Source organism: Paenibacillus sp. FSL R5-0713, from assembly GCF_037973325.1.
Classification (GTDB): domain Bacteria; phylum Bacillota; class Bacilli; order Paenibacillales; family Paenibacillaceae; genus Paenibacillus.
Genome location: NZ_CP150229.1, coordinates 3617673 through 3635946, shown reverse-complemented (window position 1 = coordinate 3635946; position 18274 = coordinate 3617673). Strand labels below are relative to the sequence as shown.

Below are 18274 nucleotides of genomic sequence, written 5' to 3'. Positions count from 1 at the left end.
AAATGCACATTTGTATTCGTAAAGGGCCTTTACCAAGCAGAATCGTTCAACCCGGCTTCGTTTTGTTCAACCTCAGTCGTTATTTTTTCAACTGTTTCCATGGATAATTCAAATCTGACTTATATTGTAAACGCTATCATTTTAAGTGCCGCAAGTCGACTGACATAAACCACCTCATGGAGTAACCCTTGCGGTAAAACATGAAAAAGGAGAGCTGAAATGAAAAGTAGATCCGGTCGTTTAGCTTCACGATGGGCAATTCCGTTCCTTATATCCACCATGCTCGCTTCGTTTGTTCCCGCTCCTTCCCTCATTTATGCGGATCAGAACGAGAGCCAGAATCTGAACCGTACCAGCCACACAATTACGATGGATACGAGTGATGTGATTCAGGATGATTTTCTCGGCGTCGGCGTCAACACCATTCCTACGGCCCTCATGCCCGGGCAAACTCAATACGGCTATTCGGAAGCCCACTGGGAGGTAGACAACAAGCGAATTCAGACCATTCAGCCCAAGGTGGCCAGAGTGTGGTTTCAGATCGACTGGATGGAACCCGCGAAAGGAACCTATACATGGGACAGTGCCAAAATGAAAGCTTTCTACAAATATCTCGACGCCTTCAAGGCTGCCGGAACCGAAATTGAGCTAAACTTTGGTTGGAAAGTCGGATCGACTGTGCATGACTGGTTCACAATACCGGGCATTGATCCATGGACGAGTGCGCCAGCTGATTTGGATGCTTATGCCGCTTCTGCCTCTGCCCTGCTGGAGGAATTGATACTGAACCGCGGTTACGACAACGTGAAATATCTGACGTTTTATAACGAACCGAACGGCAGTTGGGACTTTGAGGCTCCCGGTGACCAGAAAGCCTATTATGCCGAAATGGTGAATAAAACGAGTGCCAGGCTGACTGTGGATGGTCTGCGCGATCTGATCGAAATCTGGGGTCCTGAAGAGACGGGCGCTCCGGCCTGGATTGAGTACATGAAGCAATATGCGGATGACGCCATCGATGGATACAGCTTCCATGTATATGGAGAATCGTATGAAGGGCTCGGCAACGCCTTTGCGCTGCGGAAAGGGTATGTTGGCGACAAGCCGCTACACCTGACCGAATTCGGCTGGGCAGATGATCAGGCGAGCAATTGGGATGCGGGATATGCGAACTCGGTCATCCAAACCGCCAATATGGGTGTGAAATCAGCCCTCATGTGGCAGTTAAACGGGGTTTGGACCAATGATCCTACCGGCGGAACGAACGGCACATATACGATGTGGGATGCGCTTGTTCTGGGGCTGACCCCTCGCAAAACATTTTATATCGCAGGCATGCTGAACCGTTATATTCCCGAGCATAGCGAGGTTCTGGCTGTGGACACGGGCGGTTCGAACGATGTACGCGCTGCGGCGTTCAGAGGCGACGACGGCAATTATACCGTGCTTGTGGAGACCAAAGCCGGCACGGAAAAAGAAATCAAGCTGAATTTTGGCGATACTGCGGTGAATCAAACGTTCCGCAAATTTGTATACAACAACGATATTGTTCAAGAAGCCAACGCGGTTCTTCCTCCGGTTGCAGCAACTTTTCCAGGAGGGAATTCGTTGACAGACACCAACGTGGATGGAGATTACAATGTGATCATCTACACGACCCGACCAGCCGAGACCCAGGTCAAGCTGGATGAAGTTAATCCTACGGTTCGCTCAGGTGACTCCATCACGCTTGGGGCAGAAGTAATTGATAATACCGGAAGTGTGACTTGGAGCGTGGTTGGACAAAACAACGGCACCATTAACAGCAGCAGCGGCGTATATCAGGCACCTCAGGTGACGGATGAAACGTTGATTGCCGTTCGTGCAACCAGCACGGCCGATCCATCGGCGTATGGTGTCGCCCTCGTACGCGTCCTGCCTTCTTCACAGGCGGGTAAAGTTGAAGTTCCAACATTCAGTCTGGATCGGCATATATTCCCTAGCTCCGAAGTGCTCTATCTGGAGACAACGACGAGCGGAGCGCAAATACGGTACACGACAGACGGCAGCGAGCCTACAGCCCAGTCTTCCCTGTATGTCAGACCGATTGTTCTGAACGAAGGTTCGCTTGCACTCTACAAAGCCAAAGCATTCAAAAATGGGTTGCAACCATCCGGCACGGTGTCCTCCCTGTATCAGATTGGACAAATCAGCAGCGCTCCGGACGGGTATAAGCTGTGCATGATCGAAAACGGCGGAGAGTGTTATTTTCAGGGGAAAGCGGTTGTCGCTTACGGTGCAGACGGATTATTTAATTATTCCATTCAGGAAAACGGCGTTGCCTGTACAAGTGCCATGCTGGGCGATCCGATTCCGGGTGTAGACAAGCGATGCTTTGTTAACCCCGAAATACCGGATGAGCTTCCTGTGGTCACGTTCTTCAACGCTGGTTTTGAAAAACCGGCTACCACATCGGCCAGACCGGGACCCATGACCAACGGATGGGTGTTCGACAGCCGCTCCGGCGTACAGCATAACAACGGTCCATTCCAGGCTACTGCTGCGCCTCAAGGTGTACAGACAGGTTATCTGAAAACGGATGGCGGCGTCTCCGGCACGATAAGACAGTCGATCCATTTCAAGCCGGGAACATACCAAATGTCGTTCAAGGCGGCCAAACGCACCAGCTTTGGCGGTACGCAGTCCTTTGACATCTACTTCGATGATCAGGTCATTGGCTCGTTTCGGCCTGAATCCGGTAATTTCCAAACTTTCCGAACAGAGCCCTTCGAGAGCGCTGGGGGCAAACACACGATCAAGTTTGTAGCCACAACGACGGAAGGTGACAATACGGCTTTTATCGATGATGTACGGATTACGTTACCACAGACTCCGGAAGACCCTTATATCACCAATTCGAGCTTTGAGTCACTGTGGTTACTAATCCGTCGGGCACGGTGAGCGGCATAACTGCTGGATGGAGCTTTAATGATCAGGCGGGGATATTGCGAAGTGGAAGCAACATGACTTCTACTCCAGCACCCGCCGGGGTTCAGGCTGCATTTGTTCGAATACAAGATGGCGCTCATGGTTCATTTCAACAGTCGCTGACGTTTCCTGCAGGCAGCTACGTCATTAATCTGAAAGCTGCTGCTCAGAATGCAGGGCCAGCTCAACCAGTGCAGATTGAAGTGGATGGGCAAACGGTCGCAACGATTACGCCGTCCGGCAGCACCTATGCATCCTTTACAACGGATTGGTTTACCGTTGAACCTGGCTCGCATACGATCCTATTTTCCGCAACGGGTACAGGCACAGGTGCAACCTTTATTGATCAGGTTTCCATAGAAAAGGTTGCCGTTCCTGACTATGCCGCTCTGCAACATGGCGGATTCGAAAGTCCAACCGTCACGTCCCAGAACGGAGTAGCTGTGGCAAGTGGTGACGGCTGGAGCTTCAAAAACAATGCAGGCCGCATTCGCAATGGCAGTGTGTTCGGTGCTTCCGACGCACCGGAAGGCACGCAAGCTGCGTATTTGCAGACCCTGAATGGCAAGCAGGGCGAGTTCAGCCAATCGCTGATTTTCCCAGCAGGCCACTACGCCATTCAATTTCAGTCTGCGAAGCGGAGCAGTTTTGGGGGGCAACAGTCGTTTGATGTCTACATGGATGATCAGTTGCTCGGTTCATTTATACCGACAAGCGGTGCTTATGCCGAGTTCACCACGAACTCCTTTCAGCTCAACAAGCCCGGAAAACATCAAATTCGGTTTGTGGCAACTTCGGGAACCGGGGACAACACAGCTTTCGTGGATGATATCGTGATTACTGCTCTTCCATAGAAACATAAGCACCAATTCATTACCTTCCATTAGGATAAGGAAAATCGTAACCACGCGCTCGGTGAGCTGTATCTTAAATTGTTGGAGGCTATCTAACGATTGGAGGTGCAGTTCATAGCGGGTGGTTTTTGACAATTCCTCACATCCACTCTGTTTGCCTGGTGACGAAGCCGTCGATTGACCTGTTCTATGAAAGAAACTATACTATTCAGCAAAGAAGGTGAGTAGATTGAAACAAATAAGTAGTCGCTTTTCGATGGCCGTCCATATTCTTTCCATGATCGCGCTGGACCCGCTTTACAGTACAGGCGATCGAATTGCGCGTAGCATCAATAGTAACCCTGTAGTCATTAGAAGGATCATGGCCCAGCTCAAGAAAGCGGGTTATATCGATACCAAACCAGGAGTTGCAGGGGCCTCTCTTCTGATATCTCCTGAAAAGTTAACGCTACTGGATATCTTCCAAGCAGTCGAATCGGTGGACGGAGACCAGCTTTTCAAAATCCACAAGGATACTGACCCCAATTGTTCTGTAGGAATGAACATTGAATCCATTCTATTACCCCAATTCTCTAATGCCCAGAAGGCTATGGAGGATGAACTCGCTTCTGTTACCCTTGCTCAAATTGTGGAGCAACTACGGATAAAGGCAAATACAAAATAAAGCTGCTCCTCTAATGGAGTAGCTTATTTTGTATGTTTTGATGTTGTACCAGTTCAGACAGAAGCTGCCTCAGGCTCAACATATTCAATAAAACTGCCATCTGGATGTTGAACAAAAACGCTTGGACCAATAGGACCATGCTGATCTCTAACGATAAGGGTATTTTGTTTTGTTAATTCTACCTTCAATTCGTCCATGGAATCGACATACACCACTGCCCGAAGTGATCTGGCAGGTTCCAGCGCCTCAGGACTTCCAGACACAATGACGTAAGGATATACTGTGGCTAAAGATAAGCCTGCCTCGGGAATATTCCACGTACGATCCATAGATCGATTCGCAAGAGATTCATAATATGCAACGGTTACCTCCAATTGCTCGGTAAAAACGGGTATAAAATGATTTATGATTTTCATATGAACCTCCAATTTTGATTTTTTAAATATAACCATAATGGTTATAACTAATTTAGTTATATATAAACATTTTGACTTTGTCAAGCTTTCAAAAAGATCAACACGATCAAAACGTGGTCGATAAAATAAAAAAAGCCGCTAAAAAAAGCGACTTTAATGAAAAACACTCTAGAGAAGTTCAAAATGAAGTTGAGTTTCAGATAAATCAGTAGTCCCTTTCGACTGATTTGCACCGTATCCCAATTCTAGAACCGCAGCAATACGCTCGTTATTCAGTACACCAAACACTTCAGTACGGCTCGATTCGTACATCCAGTCATGCAATGTACAGCGTACACCCAGACTCTGCTCATATGCCAGCAAGCGGAAATTTTGAATTAGGCAGCAGACAGCTGCAAAGTCCTCTTCCTGCTTATGTTGATCTGACTCTGCATTCACCAAGACCAGAAGATACGCAGGTGCTTGCTCCTGTAATCCCTGCATGATGTCCCCATACGGGTTATCAACAAAGATAAATCGCCACGGCTCTCGGAGTCCATCATTTGGTGCCCATACGGCATGATTGAGCAACTCAAGAATTAGATCCTGCGATACTGGTTGATCCAAAAATTCACTCGGACCGCCCATGTCTCCTTCCAGATCTGACAATTTCATTTTTTACATCCTCCCTTTTCTATGTAGATTGACCTCGTAATACGGTCCACTTCTGCTCGGCTGGTGTTCTTTTCCGACTTCTCGGCACTTTGTCGAAATACCCTATATGAAGAATGCCAACGAATCTTTCATCATCACGCATGCCAATTCCTCTGAAAAATCCTTCATGCTGAATCATGGACTCTGTATCCCATAACATTCCTAACCCATGTTCCCAACCCATCAGTTGGAAACTCTGCATCATCCCGCAGGCAGCCGCATAATTGCGGTCATTGGTCAAACGATCCGGCCCTACAGTCGACATAACAATGACGTGTGCAGGAATATCGGTAACTCTCTTTTTGAACACATCCAGAAGTTTCCCGGGAATCAGTTTGCCGAGTTTGCTCTGCGACATCTGTTCGAGCATGCAGTCCACCAACCGTTTGCGCGCTTCTGGAGTTCCGGCATATACCACACGCCACGAGCCAGCCTCACCAAATGGTTGAAGCCGATTAGCCTTACGTAGTAATTCAACAACTAACTCCTGGTCCACCGGCGTAGAGTTACATTTACGAATGCTTCTGCGCTCCCTGATCAATTCCGCCAGACTCAAATACCTCACTCTCCTTCGTTTGATCTGGATTCAATATTGATGCTACTGTCTTGAAGAAATTGATGAATGACTTTTAGCTCTGTTTCCGAATATTTGTCGAGCGTACGATAGAAGCGTTCAGCCTCATGTACATGCAGACGTTCATGCAATTCAAAGATCTTTTTGCCTTGCGGTGACAACCGGAAATAACTCTCCTTCTTGTTGTCATTCATTTTTGTACGTTTGACGAATCCTTCTTCCAGCAGTTTGTTGCCAATTTTGGTGATACTTGCTTTGGATAAATTCATCGCCTCGGCAATACCTGTGTTGTTAATAGGCTCATGCTTTCCTATGCAATCTATCATATGAACGGCGGTCAAATGCTGAGGAATGTTCTCGATGCTTTCTCGCTGGGCGACACTTAGGAAATGCTCAATTTCTGTATTCTTGTGGTTCTCATATACATGTAAAAAACGGATAAATTGGTCATGAAGCAATTGTTTTGTTCGATCTTTTGAAGTCATCTTGTGATCGCTCCTTATTTACTCGTAAACAAAAATTTTTCTTAAATAATAAAGTATTTTTAAATAATTACTTATATTTTGTTTATTGGTGAACAATATATCATGAATGATAATGTTTATCAACTGCATTCCTCTGGCATTACAATATCACTTTACAATCTAGGACAGATAACTGTACTCTGTCATCCTTCTGAACATACTAATTTCATATGCTCAAGCTCTTGTAGACAAATGAACAATAAAAAAACCGTTGATCATCTGAATTAGATCAACGGCTTATTAATTATGGAAATTGCTGTTTTATTACTGTTCTTTATACACGCGTACATAATCCACTTGCATCGTCGCCGGGATATCAGATGCGTTCGGAGTGCGGCCGCCGTCAAAGTTTCCGCCGACTGCCAGGTTCATAATGAGGTAGAACGGCTCATCGAAAGGTGCATTCGGATTGTTCGGTGCAGCTGCGGAATACCACTGCTCGTTAGTGACTTTATAGTAAAACTTGCCGTCTACATACCATTTAATGTTGTCCTCTTCCCAGACTACCGAGTATACATGATAATCATTGGCAAAAGTTTGCCCTGCCGGGAAGTGATAATCGCCGCCCGAATACTGGTTCGCGGGCCATTGTCCACCAAAGTGTATGGTACCGCTTACGGATCCAGGCAGACGGCCTCTCGCTTCCATCACATCAATTTCACCTGATGCAGCCCAAGTACCATATACCGAGTTTTGTGGAAGCATCCACAGTGCTGGCCATATGCCATCACCGGTAGGAAGTTTGGCACGAAAATCGACTCTGCCGTACTTCAAGGACAGTTTATCCTTGGTGTTAATCTTTCCAGAAGAATACTGTGCATACCGATTAGGGTCCTGCGGGAAAGATTTACTGTCGTTCATAGCTTTGATATTCAGCTTTCCGTCCTGTACATATACATTTTGGGTGCTGTTCGTGTAGTGCTGTAGCTCTGCATTACCCCACCCCCATGTACCGGGATCGTTGTTGAGATAATATCCTGTTTCATAGTTCCATTTACTTGTATCCAGCGTAGTTCCGTTAAACTCATCCTGCCAGATGAGGTTCATGCCTGCGATAGCCGGGTTGGTTGGCGTTCCGATGGAGATATCCTCTTGGTCAGATATATCCGGACGCGGAGCATTGGGATTGCCGATAAAGGTATAGTTGACGAAGTTGTTGCCAATACTTCCGCCCGCCTGACCGTTCAGTGGATAGCCGATACGAATCTGCATATTTTCCTGGATCGGCTGGAACCACAGGCCATAGACGTAATCGGCCCAGTATCCCCACTGGTTGGCATCGGACATATTGTTGTACCCATTACCGGAGTATGCAAATTTGCTCTGGCTGGCGTTACTCAAATCAACCCATTGTCCATTGATGTTAATTTGGTATACAAAATTGCCCAGTTCCTTGGCGATTGGCGCCCCCCCATCAATTTTCGGAAGCGGAACGCCAATGGAACCATTCGCATCTGCTGTGAAGGTTGTTCCTTCGTATGGCGTAATGACATATGAATTTCTTGTAGGTTCATTAAACGTAATGGTATAAACAAGGTTAGCCGAAGAAGTCTTTGATTCCAATTTGACATTGATCGACTCCGTTACGTTAAACCAGTACCCACCGCCGCCATCCGTGAATTGGCCAAAATTTTGATCGTAGATCCAGCCGCTGGCTGCGTTATTGTCAATATCAATCCACGTGCTGCTGTTTACAGGTTTGACATATACCTTCAAATCATCCGCAACAGCTTCATAAGTGACCGCAGGATTATTGTTGAACGTTGGATATGTAAAACCTGCACCGCCGGTGAAGCCTGCTGTGATCTGTGGACCTTGTGTTGCATTCATCGCTGTGATGGTTGTTTTGTTGATGTTTTGAAATACAAGTTGATACTCCAGCTTCACACCATTTGCTTTGGAGTACAGTTGAATCTCGGTTGTTGCGGAGAGGGTGAACCAATAGCCATTGAATCCGCCATCGCTCCAGTGCCCCCAGTTTTGGTTATAGATATATCCGCCTGCCTGGTCGATATCAACCCAGTTGTTGCCCACTTTCACATTAACGCCTACATCACTGTAAACATCATTCCATGTCGCGGAGCCACCATTGAACTTAGGCATAACAAATCCGTAGCTGGCCTTGCCAACCCCTGATTTTGAAATGACAGGTCCGTCTGCGGGTGAGAAGTACTCCATTGAGGTTACGGTAGTTCCCGCTGCCTGAACCTTTGAAGCCGGAAGTATGCCAATACTAGCCAGCATCACAACCACAAGCAACATACCGAGTACCTTTTTCATAAACCGTTTCTCCCTAAAGTGAGATGGATTCATAATTGCCCTCCTTTAATAGAATAATAGCTTCTCCCAATCCATACGTATTAAGGTAATCGCTTACATAAGGGATATCTTTATTCTATCGAATAGGTTAATTTGCTGAAAAGGTACAATTGTTTTTGTGGTATCCCATTTTTTTGGCTTTTGATTCAATCTGCCTTCTGCCGCATCATCTGTCGGTACTCAGTGGGTTGGATCTGCATCACATGTCGGAACGCACGTGTAAAGCTTTTATAGCTTTCATATCCAACCATAGCAGCCACCTCAACAATTTTATGATCAGTTTCGGCGAGAAGCCGCCGCGCTTTATCCAGACGTACATCCCGTAGGTATTCAGCAAAACCTTTACCCATATTCTTCTTAAACAGATTTGAAAAATAAGCATAATTAAGCGATACATGATTGGATACCATCGCAAGATCCAGGGGTTTATGGTAACTCTCGTGTATAAAACGAATGGCTTCATTAAGATCGTTCGAATGGCGATAGCTGCATTTATAGTCATAATAGAACTGATTCAGCCGAAGCAGCTGCTGTTGCAGTGCTTGTATATAATCACGCATCCCTGGATAATCAAAGAGATTACGCAATGATTTAAGGTCCAGCGCTTCCTCCCCCATATAAGGGCGGATAACTCGTTCGTATTCCTCCATCATCTGAACGGTGGCGGCGCAGAGCTGCTGGGTATAGCGAATAGGATAGCGTTGCAATACCTTTTTGTGAAATAGTGCAGAAATACCCTGAGTCATTATTCCACTGTTATCTGTTCCGATTGACTGGAAGAGTTCATATAAGTCTTCATAGGGAAGTTGCCACTGCTGCTCCATATGCTCAATATGTGCTGGGAAGATACTATACTGATCAGGAAACAGGTAACTATGGCGATAGAGCTCAAGCACTTGGGTATAGCTGTGTGGTAGTTCTTTTAATCCCTGAATCGGGTTAGTCATGGCCGTTATGGCATCGATCTTTCCTTCCTTGAGTGCTGCAGAAAAAACACTTGGATCTATGGACGCATCCACCGCAAGGATCAGGTATGGGCGATGTTGCAGGCAAATACAACCTTGTCTGCCGAACACACGATAAGCAATGGCTTCCATGCTATGGACGCTGCTGGCTCCGGGCTGCTTAATGCCAACTTCTTCCCTCAGCAGGGCTAGGCGATAATTACGCCATAATACATCATTTTGTTCCTCAATCTGAAGAATCCATGTATCATCACTTAACGCACCTTGCATAAACATTCTTAATTCTTTACTCTCGGTCTCTTGGGCGAGACGGGATACATGCTGCATATTATGCGTAAGTGCCTGCCGTGTCTGGATCTCTTGCCATATATGCTCAAGGGAATTGTGCAGATCCTCTCGTTTCAAAGGTTTTAGCAAGTAGCCCTTTGCCCCAAGTCCGATCGCTTTTTGAGCATATGTAAATTCACTATAACCGCTGATAATGAGGTATTCCACATCCATGTATTCCCCTTTGCTTTGAGCCATGAGTGCCAACCCATCCATATCCGGCATCCTGATATCGGTAATAACGATGTGAATGCAATGCTGCCGCAATAGGCACAGCGCCTCCATCCCGCTCGCGGCACAGTAAATGTTGTTCAGCTTCAGAGGAAATTGATGCAGCATGGCCTGCAGGCCGTCACGAATGTGTTTTTGATCGTCCACAATCAGGATATTAATCATGCTCTACCACCCTCCAAGATTTTCATTTTCCCAAGGCAAGCGTATCGTTACACAGGTATATTCGCCTTGCACACTATCAATCCAAAGACCGCAATTCTTGCCATAATGAAGCTGCAACCGCTTATTCACGTTTTCCAAACCAAGTCCGCTCCTGCGGGTAACCATTGGCGTATCCGATTCGCTTCGCAGTACTGCCTGAAGACGTTGTAACATCGCAGGCTCTAACCCTTCTCCGTCATCTTTTATATTAATGAATAGTAGACAGTCATTCTCCACAGAAAACGTAATTTCTATAGATACGCTACCGCCTGAAGGTGCTCCGTGATGAACTGCATTTTCAACGATGGGCTGCATACACATCTTGGGAATGGCGTAGCGAAGTATCTCCTGCGGAAGATCTGCCGTCATAATGATATTGCCACCTTCCATGAAGTTGATAAATTCAATATAACTTTGGATGTTGGCAAGCTCGTCACGAAAAGCAACAGTATCGCTGCGCCACTGCATGCTGTAACGTAGCTGGGAGCCGAGCGACACCAATGAATTGGCTATAGCAGGTTGCCGCTGTACCTCTGCCACCATTCGAATGGATTCCAGCGCATTATATAAAAAATGGGAATTGATCTGCGAATGCAGAGAGTGTAACTGTGCGTTTTTGGCAATTAACTGCTTATCCACGACCTGTGTCATCAGGCGTTTGACTTCATGTAACATTTTATTATAATTCACCGCCACCTCATCGATTTCATCTCCTCTTTCGTTCTCATCAAGGCCTGTATCAATCATTGCATCCAGCTCCCCTTTCCGTACCTGACGCATTGAAATGAGTACGCTGTCCAACCGCCGGAAAATACGCCGCGTCGTTTGGGATACAAGTAGCATAATCAGCAGCAATACACATAATGTAATCGTCACCACATATGCATACCAACTGCGTGGTCCCTTCATCAATGCCTGATGAGAAGCGATATCGACCACATAAGTGTTCAACGGAGCGATGTATCGATACAATACATAGTAACTCTGATCTCCCACCCTGACCTGAAGCGGGCTTTCCTGCGGCGATATATCGAGCTGACGATGGATACTGCCGAGGATCTCCTCCAGCCCCAGCCCGTACTTCTCCGAAAACTCATGCTGGGGATTGTAAACATACTGGGGAGAATCGCTTGCGTTCATCAACACCGAAAAGAAGTCCCCCTTGTTCTCTTGTAGCAGGTCGCTGAAAAACATGCTGTGGGGAACGCGCACTTCCATAATGCTAGGGCGTTTTTGTTCCTGCCCTTGAAGGCGAACCAGACGATAGTAGGATAAGGTGTGCTCACCATCCCTAAAAGAAAATAAGCGGTATGCCGCACCGCCTTCATCCCGAAGCCTTACCCAATAATCCTGCGGTGAAAATTTCTTGTAATGATAGATTTCAGGCCAGATTTCATACAAGTTTGGGTTATCGACGTAAAAACTAAGTTCACTGATCATCGCATTACTTTGAATGATATTGAGCATTTGCTCAAACTGGTTTTGCTTAAACTTCACCAGGCGCAGTCCATCCACAAGCATATTGGAATGAATAAAATCCACAAAGGACTTTTGAGTGAGGGCTGTATTGGAAGCGTTCTCAATCATGTCCATTCTTCTGCGCAATTGTTCATTCAGCCATGTAACGTGGCTGTTGCCTGCCGCCATAGCGTCCTTATATAGCTGGGTTTCTTGCATGCGGATATACACAAAGGATATCAAAATAACAGGTATGGCAATCATCAGGCTAAATGCGAGAAACAGCTTTTGGGATATACGGGCATTGCGATAAAGCTTCCTCAATCTCGTCAGTAGGTATTTCATTCGGATGTATTCACCACCTTTGTTATACCGTATATTACTAGTTATTATGTCGGTAACAATGTATTAGGGAATGGTTATCTGGCTATCTTGGATTTTCGCAGTTCCAGTTCAGCTTGGCGATATTCCATTACCTGGTTAAAGCCGTAGTTCACACGACGTATCAGAAAATTTTCGAAAATTTTGTCAAAGGCAGCTTCATCCTTCGCTGTAATCAGTTCTGGCAGCACCTCTTCCCAATTCTGAGAAATACGTGACCAGGCTAATGCTATATCGGAATCCCCTACAGGATCGAGTCCCTTATAGATGCCGCTGTCCAGATCGGCGTGTTGGTTAGCGAACGCCTCCATTTGCTTAATGGACGGAGTATGCTCGGGTCTCCACGGGTTGACGAAAGCAGGGTTTCGCAGCATCCAGTAGGTATCCATAATGCCATATTCCTTTTCCAGCCGCTCCCGATCCGTGTCATACAACTGGACCATTGCCGCTGTCAATCGGGGTTTGCCATTCTCCATCGTCCAAGTTTCACCTTCTTTGCCCAAAAATAAATCTCTTTGGCCTTCTTCGCTGGCCAGATAGGTCAAAAAACGGATGGCTCGTTCAGGGTTTTTCGTGGATTTGCTGATCATCGTAACCATCCAGCCATCCATGCTGCCAGGGAACAGTTTGGCGGATTCTCCCCTGCTGTTCCGGGGTCCATCTACAGCAATATAGGTTGAATTTTGATTCGTAAGGACTTCCAATTTCGAATTGAGGTCCGATATGTCTGTCCATTCCCGAATCATCATAAAATATTGGGCATGGCTGGTTTTTTCCTGCACCTGTGCACTGGAGTCGACCAGAAAATCAACATTAATCAAGCCCTGCTCGTATGCAGTACGAAATGTTTTCAGCCACTCGATATAATCGGGATCTGTCATTCGGTCGTATACCTTTCCGTTCTGTTCATGGGGGATCGCAAGCAAATTTTGCAAGTATTCGGTCATTCCATAGGATGCATTTCCCTGTGCCCAAAACGGACTGATTAGTTGGCCTTTATAAACCGAATATTGATTCTTCAACAATCGCAATGCATTAAGAAAACCTGTCGGCGTGCTAAGGTCCGGTTTGCCCATCGACTCATACAGATCTTTACGTACGAGAAAGGTTTGGTTTGCTCCCGTCAAGCCGGTTGAACGCATCTGTTCGGGACTGTACGCATCATTTGGAATGACATAGGTATGACCGTCCTCCTGCCGATACCATTGTAGAGCACCATCATCTGCTACCTTGAAAAAGTAAGGATCATACTGGTTGGCCAGCTCATCCAGGGCATAGATGAGATGACTCTCCCGAAGTTTGATAACCGCACTCTCCCAGGAGCCGATGGTTATCAAATCCGGCAGACGATCGGTCGTCAACATCCGTGATAACCTCTCGCTTGGTTCACCAGTTAATACTTCAAATTCGATATTGACCCCTGTTTTTTTGGTGACATATTTGGAAGTCAGACTCTCACCCCAAGTGTGCCCGTACCATTCGGCTCCAACGAACCACGTTAGATTGACGGGGGTGGTATCCAGCTTCCATGACGGTTCTTGCACATTCAGATTAAAATGCTGGCTCTGCTCTGTGAAGTCAGCATTTGTCGTAACACCCCTATCTTCCGCATGCTCTGACTTGGAACAAGCAGCCAAGCCCGACATCAGACACATCATCAACAAGGCTATAATAAAAGGACTTCGAAATAAGAACACCTAACTGCCTCCTTTCTGTACTAGTCATCTTCAATCCCTATCTGCACCAGCATTCATACCTAGTGGTGGTACAACCGATTTTACTATCATTGGATTAAAATGGAAATGCTTTCATGATCGATTCTCGGATCATCCGCAACATTCCCCCTAATGAAACATAACTTGTAATAATTCAATGGAAGGGAGACCAATGCGTGTATCTAATCTGGATACTTATTGTCGGTGGGCTAATTGGCTGGTTAAGTGGAAATCTGATTGGACGGGACGTGCCGGGAGGCGTACTCGGGAATATCATTGCTGGTTTTGTGGGATCTTGGTTAGGGTATGAACTGTTGGGACCGAGGGGGCCGGTGGTGGGTGGATTTCATATCATACCCGCGATCGTTGGCTCAATCATTGCTCTTTTGATTTTCTATGCTCTGGCCCGTGGTGGAGCGTTCCGAAGACGTTAACAGGCGGAGACGTAAACCTGTTGTATATTGGATAATCCTGATCAGAGATGCTGCGACATCAGCGACTTTCATCAAAAAGGCCCGAACCGATAATCTTAGAATGATTACCGATTCGGGCCAACATCAATAATAATCCTTCCATCGTTATAGCTGACTTGAAAAATATCTTCTTGATCCAAGAATTCCGTTTGAAAGCAATAATTCCTGGTCAAAAATCTATGTCATCAAACATAATTATGCCCCCCCTCACGTTTGCTAGCGTATTAATGAAGAAGTCATCCGGATCGGTTTGAGTAAATTAGTCGTGAGGGCAGCCGATTAATTTGGTCGGCTGCTTCTTAGTTTTTTGTTAAACTATAATTTCGCCGTCAGTTCAATAAAAAATTTTCACCTTTAAGATATTTCCTAAAATAGTTCTGAATAACCGATGGGAAATTTTCCGCTAAGGATGGTTGTTCATTTGAATTTAGAGAGTGGAATGCAAAAGTCCTAATTATTGACCATATAAAAAATGCTTCTAATAACTCGAAATAATTCTCTTGTAGTTGATTTACTTTGCTATACGTTGAAATAAAGACTTTCCTATTCTCAGATGAAAGATGCATAAATGTTTCAGCCATATCAAATAAATAAAAACCATAGCCACAATTGGAAAAATCTATGGGTCGAGGAGTATCCTCATAAAAAACATAGTTACTCTCATGAAGGTCAGAATGGATAATTCCCCAGTTACTTGGCAAACGTTTATGATTTTGTATCACATTTGCTATTTTATGGGCTGACTCTTCCACATAAACAAATACCTCACTTGAGATAAGCTCCAAATTTACCAACTGTTTTAATTGATTAAGTGATGAATATAAATGATCAGAATTGTATATTGGTCTATTAAAGCCTTTAGGTGGATTCCACTGCATAGAATGTTTATGGAGAGCCGCCATTAAGAGAGCCAAATTTTCAGTTTCATTACTTGTTGGCTCTCTTCTAAGCACACTTCCATGAATCCAATGATGAATAGTCACCATGATTGTATTTTCGCTAAGATCAGTTGATATTTCTGTTACCAGATCACCTTGAAAATTTCTGACAGGGGCAGGTACGACGAGATTTGTATCTTTAACCAAAGCTTCAAGCCAAATAAGCTCTGATGCCACATTCCCTTTTGGATGAATGGAAATCGTTAAGATATGGATTTTGATAAGATACTTTTGATTATCATCGTTGGTCTGAACTTGAAATGTAACATTATCATTCTTTCCGAGATACACAAGTTTTTCCCAAATGATTGGGTATCGATGTAAAGCTTCTTTCGCTACCTTCGCATAATCTTCCTCAGAAAGCATAGTATCCACTCCAGTTGATGTGATTTTTACTCCACAATTCTACCAAGCAGACTTTATTTTCTGGTGATAAAAATTGATTATAACTAAACTTTACTGCTCAGTAATTGAATAAAGCCGCCGATCCTGTTGATCGGCGGCCTTCTTTGATTTTATGGAACTATTGTTTCCCTTGAGTTAATGAACCGTCTGCCTAATTAAACCCACCTCGAGAATGGATGATTTGTCCGGTGATCCATTGGGAGTCATCGCTTGCCAGAAAAGCAATCAGGCGGGATACATCTTCAGGAAGACCGATCCTGCCCATCGGAAATCCCGGTAGCAAGGCTTTTTTCACTTCTTCTGACATCCAACCCGTATCAGTAGGACCGGGATCAACCGCATTCACAGTAATGTGAAACGGAGCCAGCTCAGCAGACAGACATTCGGTAAAGGTGGAGACAGCGCCTTTTGTTGCGGCATAAGCGAGATTGCCAGGCATCGGCCCCTTACCCTGACCGGATGTAAGGTTGATGATCCGGCCACCGCAAAGGACCTGCCGGCCGGCCAGTTCAGCCTCCAGCATACGCGCAAATTCGGCCGATAGCATGAACGTGCCTCGAATGTTCATAGCGCAGTGCGCATCGATCAGTGATGCATTCAATTGACGGAAATCAGCTGATACGCTGTACGTAGCGTTGTTGACGAGAATGGTCGGCAGCCCGACAGCCGACCGGCACGCATCAAGCACTCGCGCCGGAGAAGCGGGATCGGTAAGATCGACCTCCATATGCGCTGCCTTAATGCCATACGAGCGAAGTTCTTCAGCGAAGAGATCCGGCCAGTTCTTGTCGGCATCTCCCGGATTCTCTGTCTTATCGTAATCGTACAGATGGGTATAGAACACATTAGCGCCTTCTTGCGCCAACGTGCGGCAGACGGCGGTTCCGATCCCACTAGGGCGGCTTGTGCCTGTCACGATAGCCGTTTTTCCATATAGTTTGCTCATATTTTATTTCCTCCGTTTAATAAGGGAGGGAGAAATCCATTTTTCGTTGGAGATGGAATTATCCTGGGTATAACAAAAAACGGATACATCAAGTATCCGCGCCCGGGTTTGATCAAACGGTTCCTCGCGTCCCTTGAATGATTGCAGATCGGCATCACAAACGAGGCGTGTGGTTATAACCAAAACACCAAGTCGAGCGATCCAGTTTAGATAATCATTACAAGGAAGTCCACATTGTCCAGCGAGTCCCCTTTCCTACATCTCCACTTCAAATATTACGAGTCAGACTCAATTACTGTCAAGATAATAAATACTTGGGATTACAGTTCCAGTGAATATGGTTGGGTGGTCAAGCACCCAGCTAACCTGCAGACTGTTTCTTTTTGGACTGTAAATTGATATTCGATTTTTACAACTTCAATTCATATCGTATATCAGGTAAATTCTCTTCATTTTCTTGTCCTCTACCAGTGATTTCAAAACCATTATTCTCATAAAATCTTTGGGCATTTTTATTAATTTCAAATGTATATAAAGTTAAGTTTCCATTTGCTTGTGCTTTTGCTTTATTAAGCAAGGTTCGCCCTATTCCATTCCCTTGATAATCAATATGAATATAAAGTTGGCTTATCTCAGTTTCACTATAGGCAATCATTCCAACAACATTTTCATCAATTAACGCTAAATCTATTTGATACTGTTTAGATAGGATATGATTTAAAAAATATAGATGGTTTTCGAAGTTATGGGTTTCAGCCTGACCAATTGCCCGTTCCTTGCTATCTCTCCACATTTTCACGGTATGTTCAGCATACTTGGGATTATAGTTAGTTACTTTAATTTCAAGTTTTTTCATCAATATACCGCCTTAAATACAAAGATTTTCAAATGATGAAGTATTTACTCTATTCAGTGCCAACTATCTTCATCCTATTATTTCCTTTACATATTTATAGCACTCTTGGACTAAGTTATGTAAATTATTCGAGTCTAAACATCAATAATATTCATTCTATAATTATACCTGATTTGAAAAATATCTTTTTGATCCAAGATTTCCATTCCATTGTAAGAATAATTCCTGGTGAGAAAGCAATTTCATCAAACATGAATTATGCTCCTCTCACTTTTGTTTTAAATATTGCAGTTTTTGTATGTCTCATAATCCAAACGACCACCCCCCGGTGGAATACCGAGTAACGGTCGTAGCTTAAATCTCG

General features: G+C 45.1%; 15 protein-coding genes. 4 read left to right on the top strand and 11 right to left on the bottom strand.

The genetic code is table 11. The annotated features are described in order from the left end of the window. Nucleotides 1-219: 219 nt before the first annotated feature. The 3 genes from MKZ12_RS16185 to MKZ12_RS16175 all read left to right on the top strand — a co-directional run bounded on the left by MKZ12_RS16185 (nt 220) and on the right by MKZ12_RS16175 (nt 4485). Nucleotides 220-2940 carry a chitobiase/beta-hexosaminidase C-terminal domain-containing protein gene (locus MKZ12_RS16185; RefSeq protein ID WP_339255458.1) on the top strand — a complete coding sequence of 907 codons (2721 nt, stop codon included), beginning with the start codon at nt 220-222 and terminating at the stop codon, nt 2938-2940. Then, nucleotides 2913-3821: a carbohydrate-binding protein gene (locus tag MKZ12_RS16180; protein ID WP_339255456.1), complete on the top strand. Its 909-nt coding sequence runs from the start codon at nt 2913-2915 to the stop codon at nt 3819-3821. Before MKZ12_RS16185 ends, MKZ12_RS16180 begins: the two co-directional genes overlap by 28 nt. A gap of 220 nt (nt 3822-4041) precedes the next feature. Then, nucleotides 4042-4485 carry an Rrf2 family transcriptional regulator gene (locus MKZ12_RS16175; protein ID WP_339233881.1) on the top strand — a complete coding sequence of 148 codons (444 nt, stop codon included), beginning with the start codon at nt 4042-4044 and terminating at the stop codon, nt 4483-4485. 53 nt (nt 4486-4538) lie between these two features. On the opposite strand, the gene MKZ12_RS16170 is transcribed toward MKZ12_RS16175, so the two are convergent. The 8 genes from MKZ12_RS16170 to MKZ12_RS16135 all read right to left on the bottom strand — a co-directional run bounded on the left by MKZ12_RS16170 (nt 4539) and on the right by MKZ12_RS16135 (nt 14274). Continuing rightward, nucleotides 4539-4901: a VOC family protein gene (locus MKZ12_RS16170; protein ID WP_339255454.1), complete on the bottom strand. Its 363-nt coding sequence runs from the start codon at nt 4899-4901 to the stop codon at nt 4539-4541. A 168-nt stretch (nt 4902-5069) separates the two neighbouring features. Then, nucleotides 5070-5555, bottom strand: coding sequence for a nitroreductase family protein (locus MKZ12_RS16165; protein ID WP_339255452.1), 486 nt, complete (start codon nt 5553-5555; stop codon nt 5070-5072). A gap of 19 nt (nt 5556-5574) precedes the next feature. Beyond that, nucleotides 5575-6159 (bottom strand): nitroreductase, encoded by a 585-nt coding sequence (locus MKZ12_RS16160; RefSeq protein ID WP_339255450.1) that lies wholly within the window; start codon nt 6157-6159, stop codon nt 5575-5577. Beyond that, a complete protein-coding gene (locus tag MKZ12_RS16155) occupies nt 6156-6653 on the bottom strand; it encodes a MarR family transcriptional regulator (RefSeq protein ID WP_339255448.1) in 498 nt (165 codons plus the stop codon). Before MKZ12_RS16155 ends, MKZ12_RS16160 begins: the two co-directional genes overlap by 4 nt. A 303-nt stretch (nt 6654-6956) precedes the next feature. Then, nucleotides 6957-9005, bottom strand: a complete 2049-nt coding sequence (locus MKZ12_RS16150) for a glycoside hydrolase family 16 protein (RefSeq protein ID WP_339255446.1) — start codon at nt 9003-9005, stop codon at nt 6957-6959. Between the two features lie 152 nt (nt 9006-9157). After that, nucleotides 9158-10699 carry a response regulator gene (locus MKZ12_RS16145; RefSeq protein ID WP_339255444.1) on the bottom strand — a complete coding sequence of 514 codons (1542 nt, stop codon included), beginning with the start codon at nt 10697-10699 and terminating at the stop codon, nt 9158-9160. 3 nt (nt 10700-10702) lie between these two features. Next, nucleotides 10703-12541, bottom strand: coding sequence for a histidine kinase (locus MKZ12_RS16140; RefSeq protein ID WP_339255442.1), 1839 nt, complete (start codon nt 12539-12541; stop codon nt 10703-10705). A 74-nt stretch (nt 12542-12615) separates the two neighbouring features. After that, complete coding sequence (locus MKZ12_RS16135) at nt 12616-14274, bottom strand: extracellular solute-binding protein (protein WP_339255440.1); 1659 nt, start codon at nt 14272-14274, stop codon at nt 12616-12618. 194 nt (nt 14275-14468) lie between these two features. Between MKZ12_RS16135 and MKZ12_RS16130 the strand changes: the two genes are divergently transcribed. Then, on the top strand, nt 14469-14726 hold the full coding sequence (locus MKZ12_RS16130; RefSeq protein WP_074095306.1) for a GlsB/YeaQ/YmgE family stress response membrane protein: 258 nt from the start codon (nt 14469-14471) through the stop codon (nt 14724-14726). Nucleotides 14727-15094: 368 nt separating this feature from the next. On the opposite strand, the gene MKZ12_RS16125 is transcribed toward MKZ12_RS16130, so the two are convergent. From MKZ12_RS16125 to MKZ12_RS16115, 3 genes are all read right to left on the bottom strand, one after another. Continuing rightward, nucleotides 15095-16069 carry a phosphotransferase gene (locus MKZ12_RS16125; RefSeq protein WP_339255438.1) on the bottom strand — a complete coding sequence of 325 codons (975 nt, stop codon included), beginning with the start codon at nt 16067-16069 and terminating at the stop codon, nt 15095-15097. Nucleotides 16070-16259: 190 nt separating this feature from the next. Then, nucleotides 16260-17054, bottom strand: coding sequence for an SDR family oxidoreductase (locus tag MKZ12_RS16120; RefSeq protein ID WP_339255436.1), 795 nt, complete (start codon nt 17052-17054; stop codon nt 16260-16262). Between the two features lie 409 nt (nt 17055-17463). Continuing rightward, nucleotides 17464-17910, bottom strand: coding sequence for a GNAT family N-acetyltransferase (locus MKZ12_RS16115; protein WP_339255434.1), 447 nt, complete (start codon nt 17908-17910; stop codon nt 17464-17466). Nucleotides 17911-18274 lie beyond the last annotated feature (364 nt).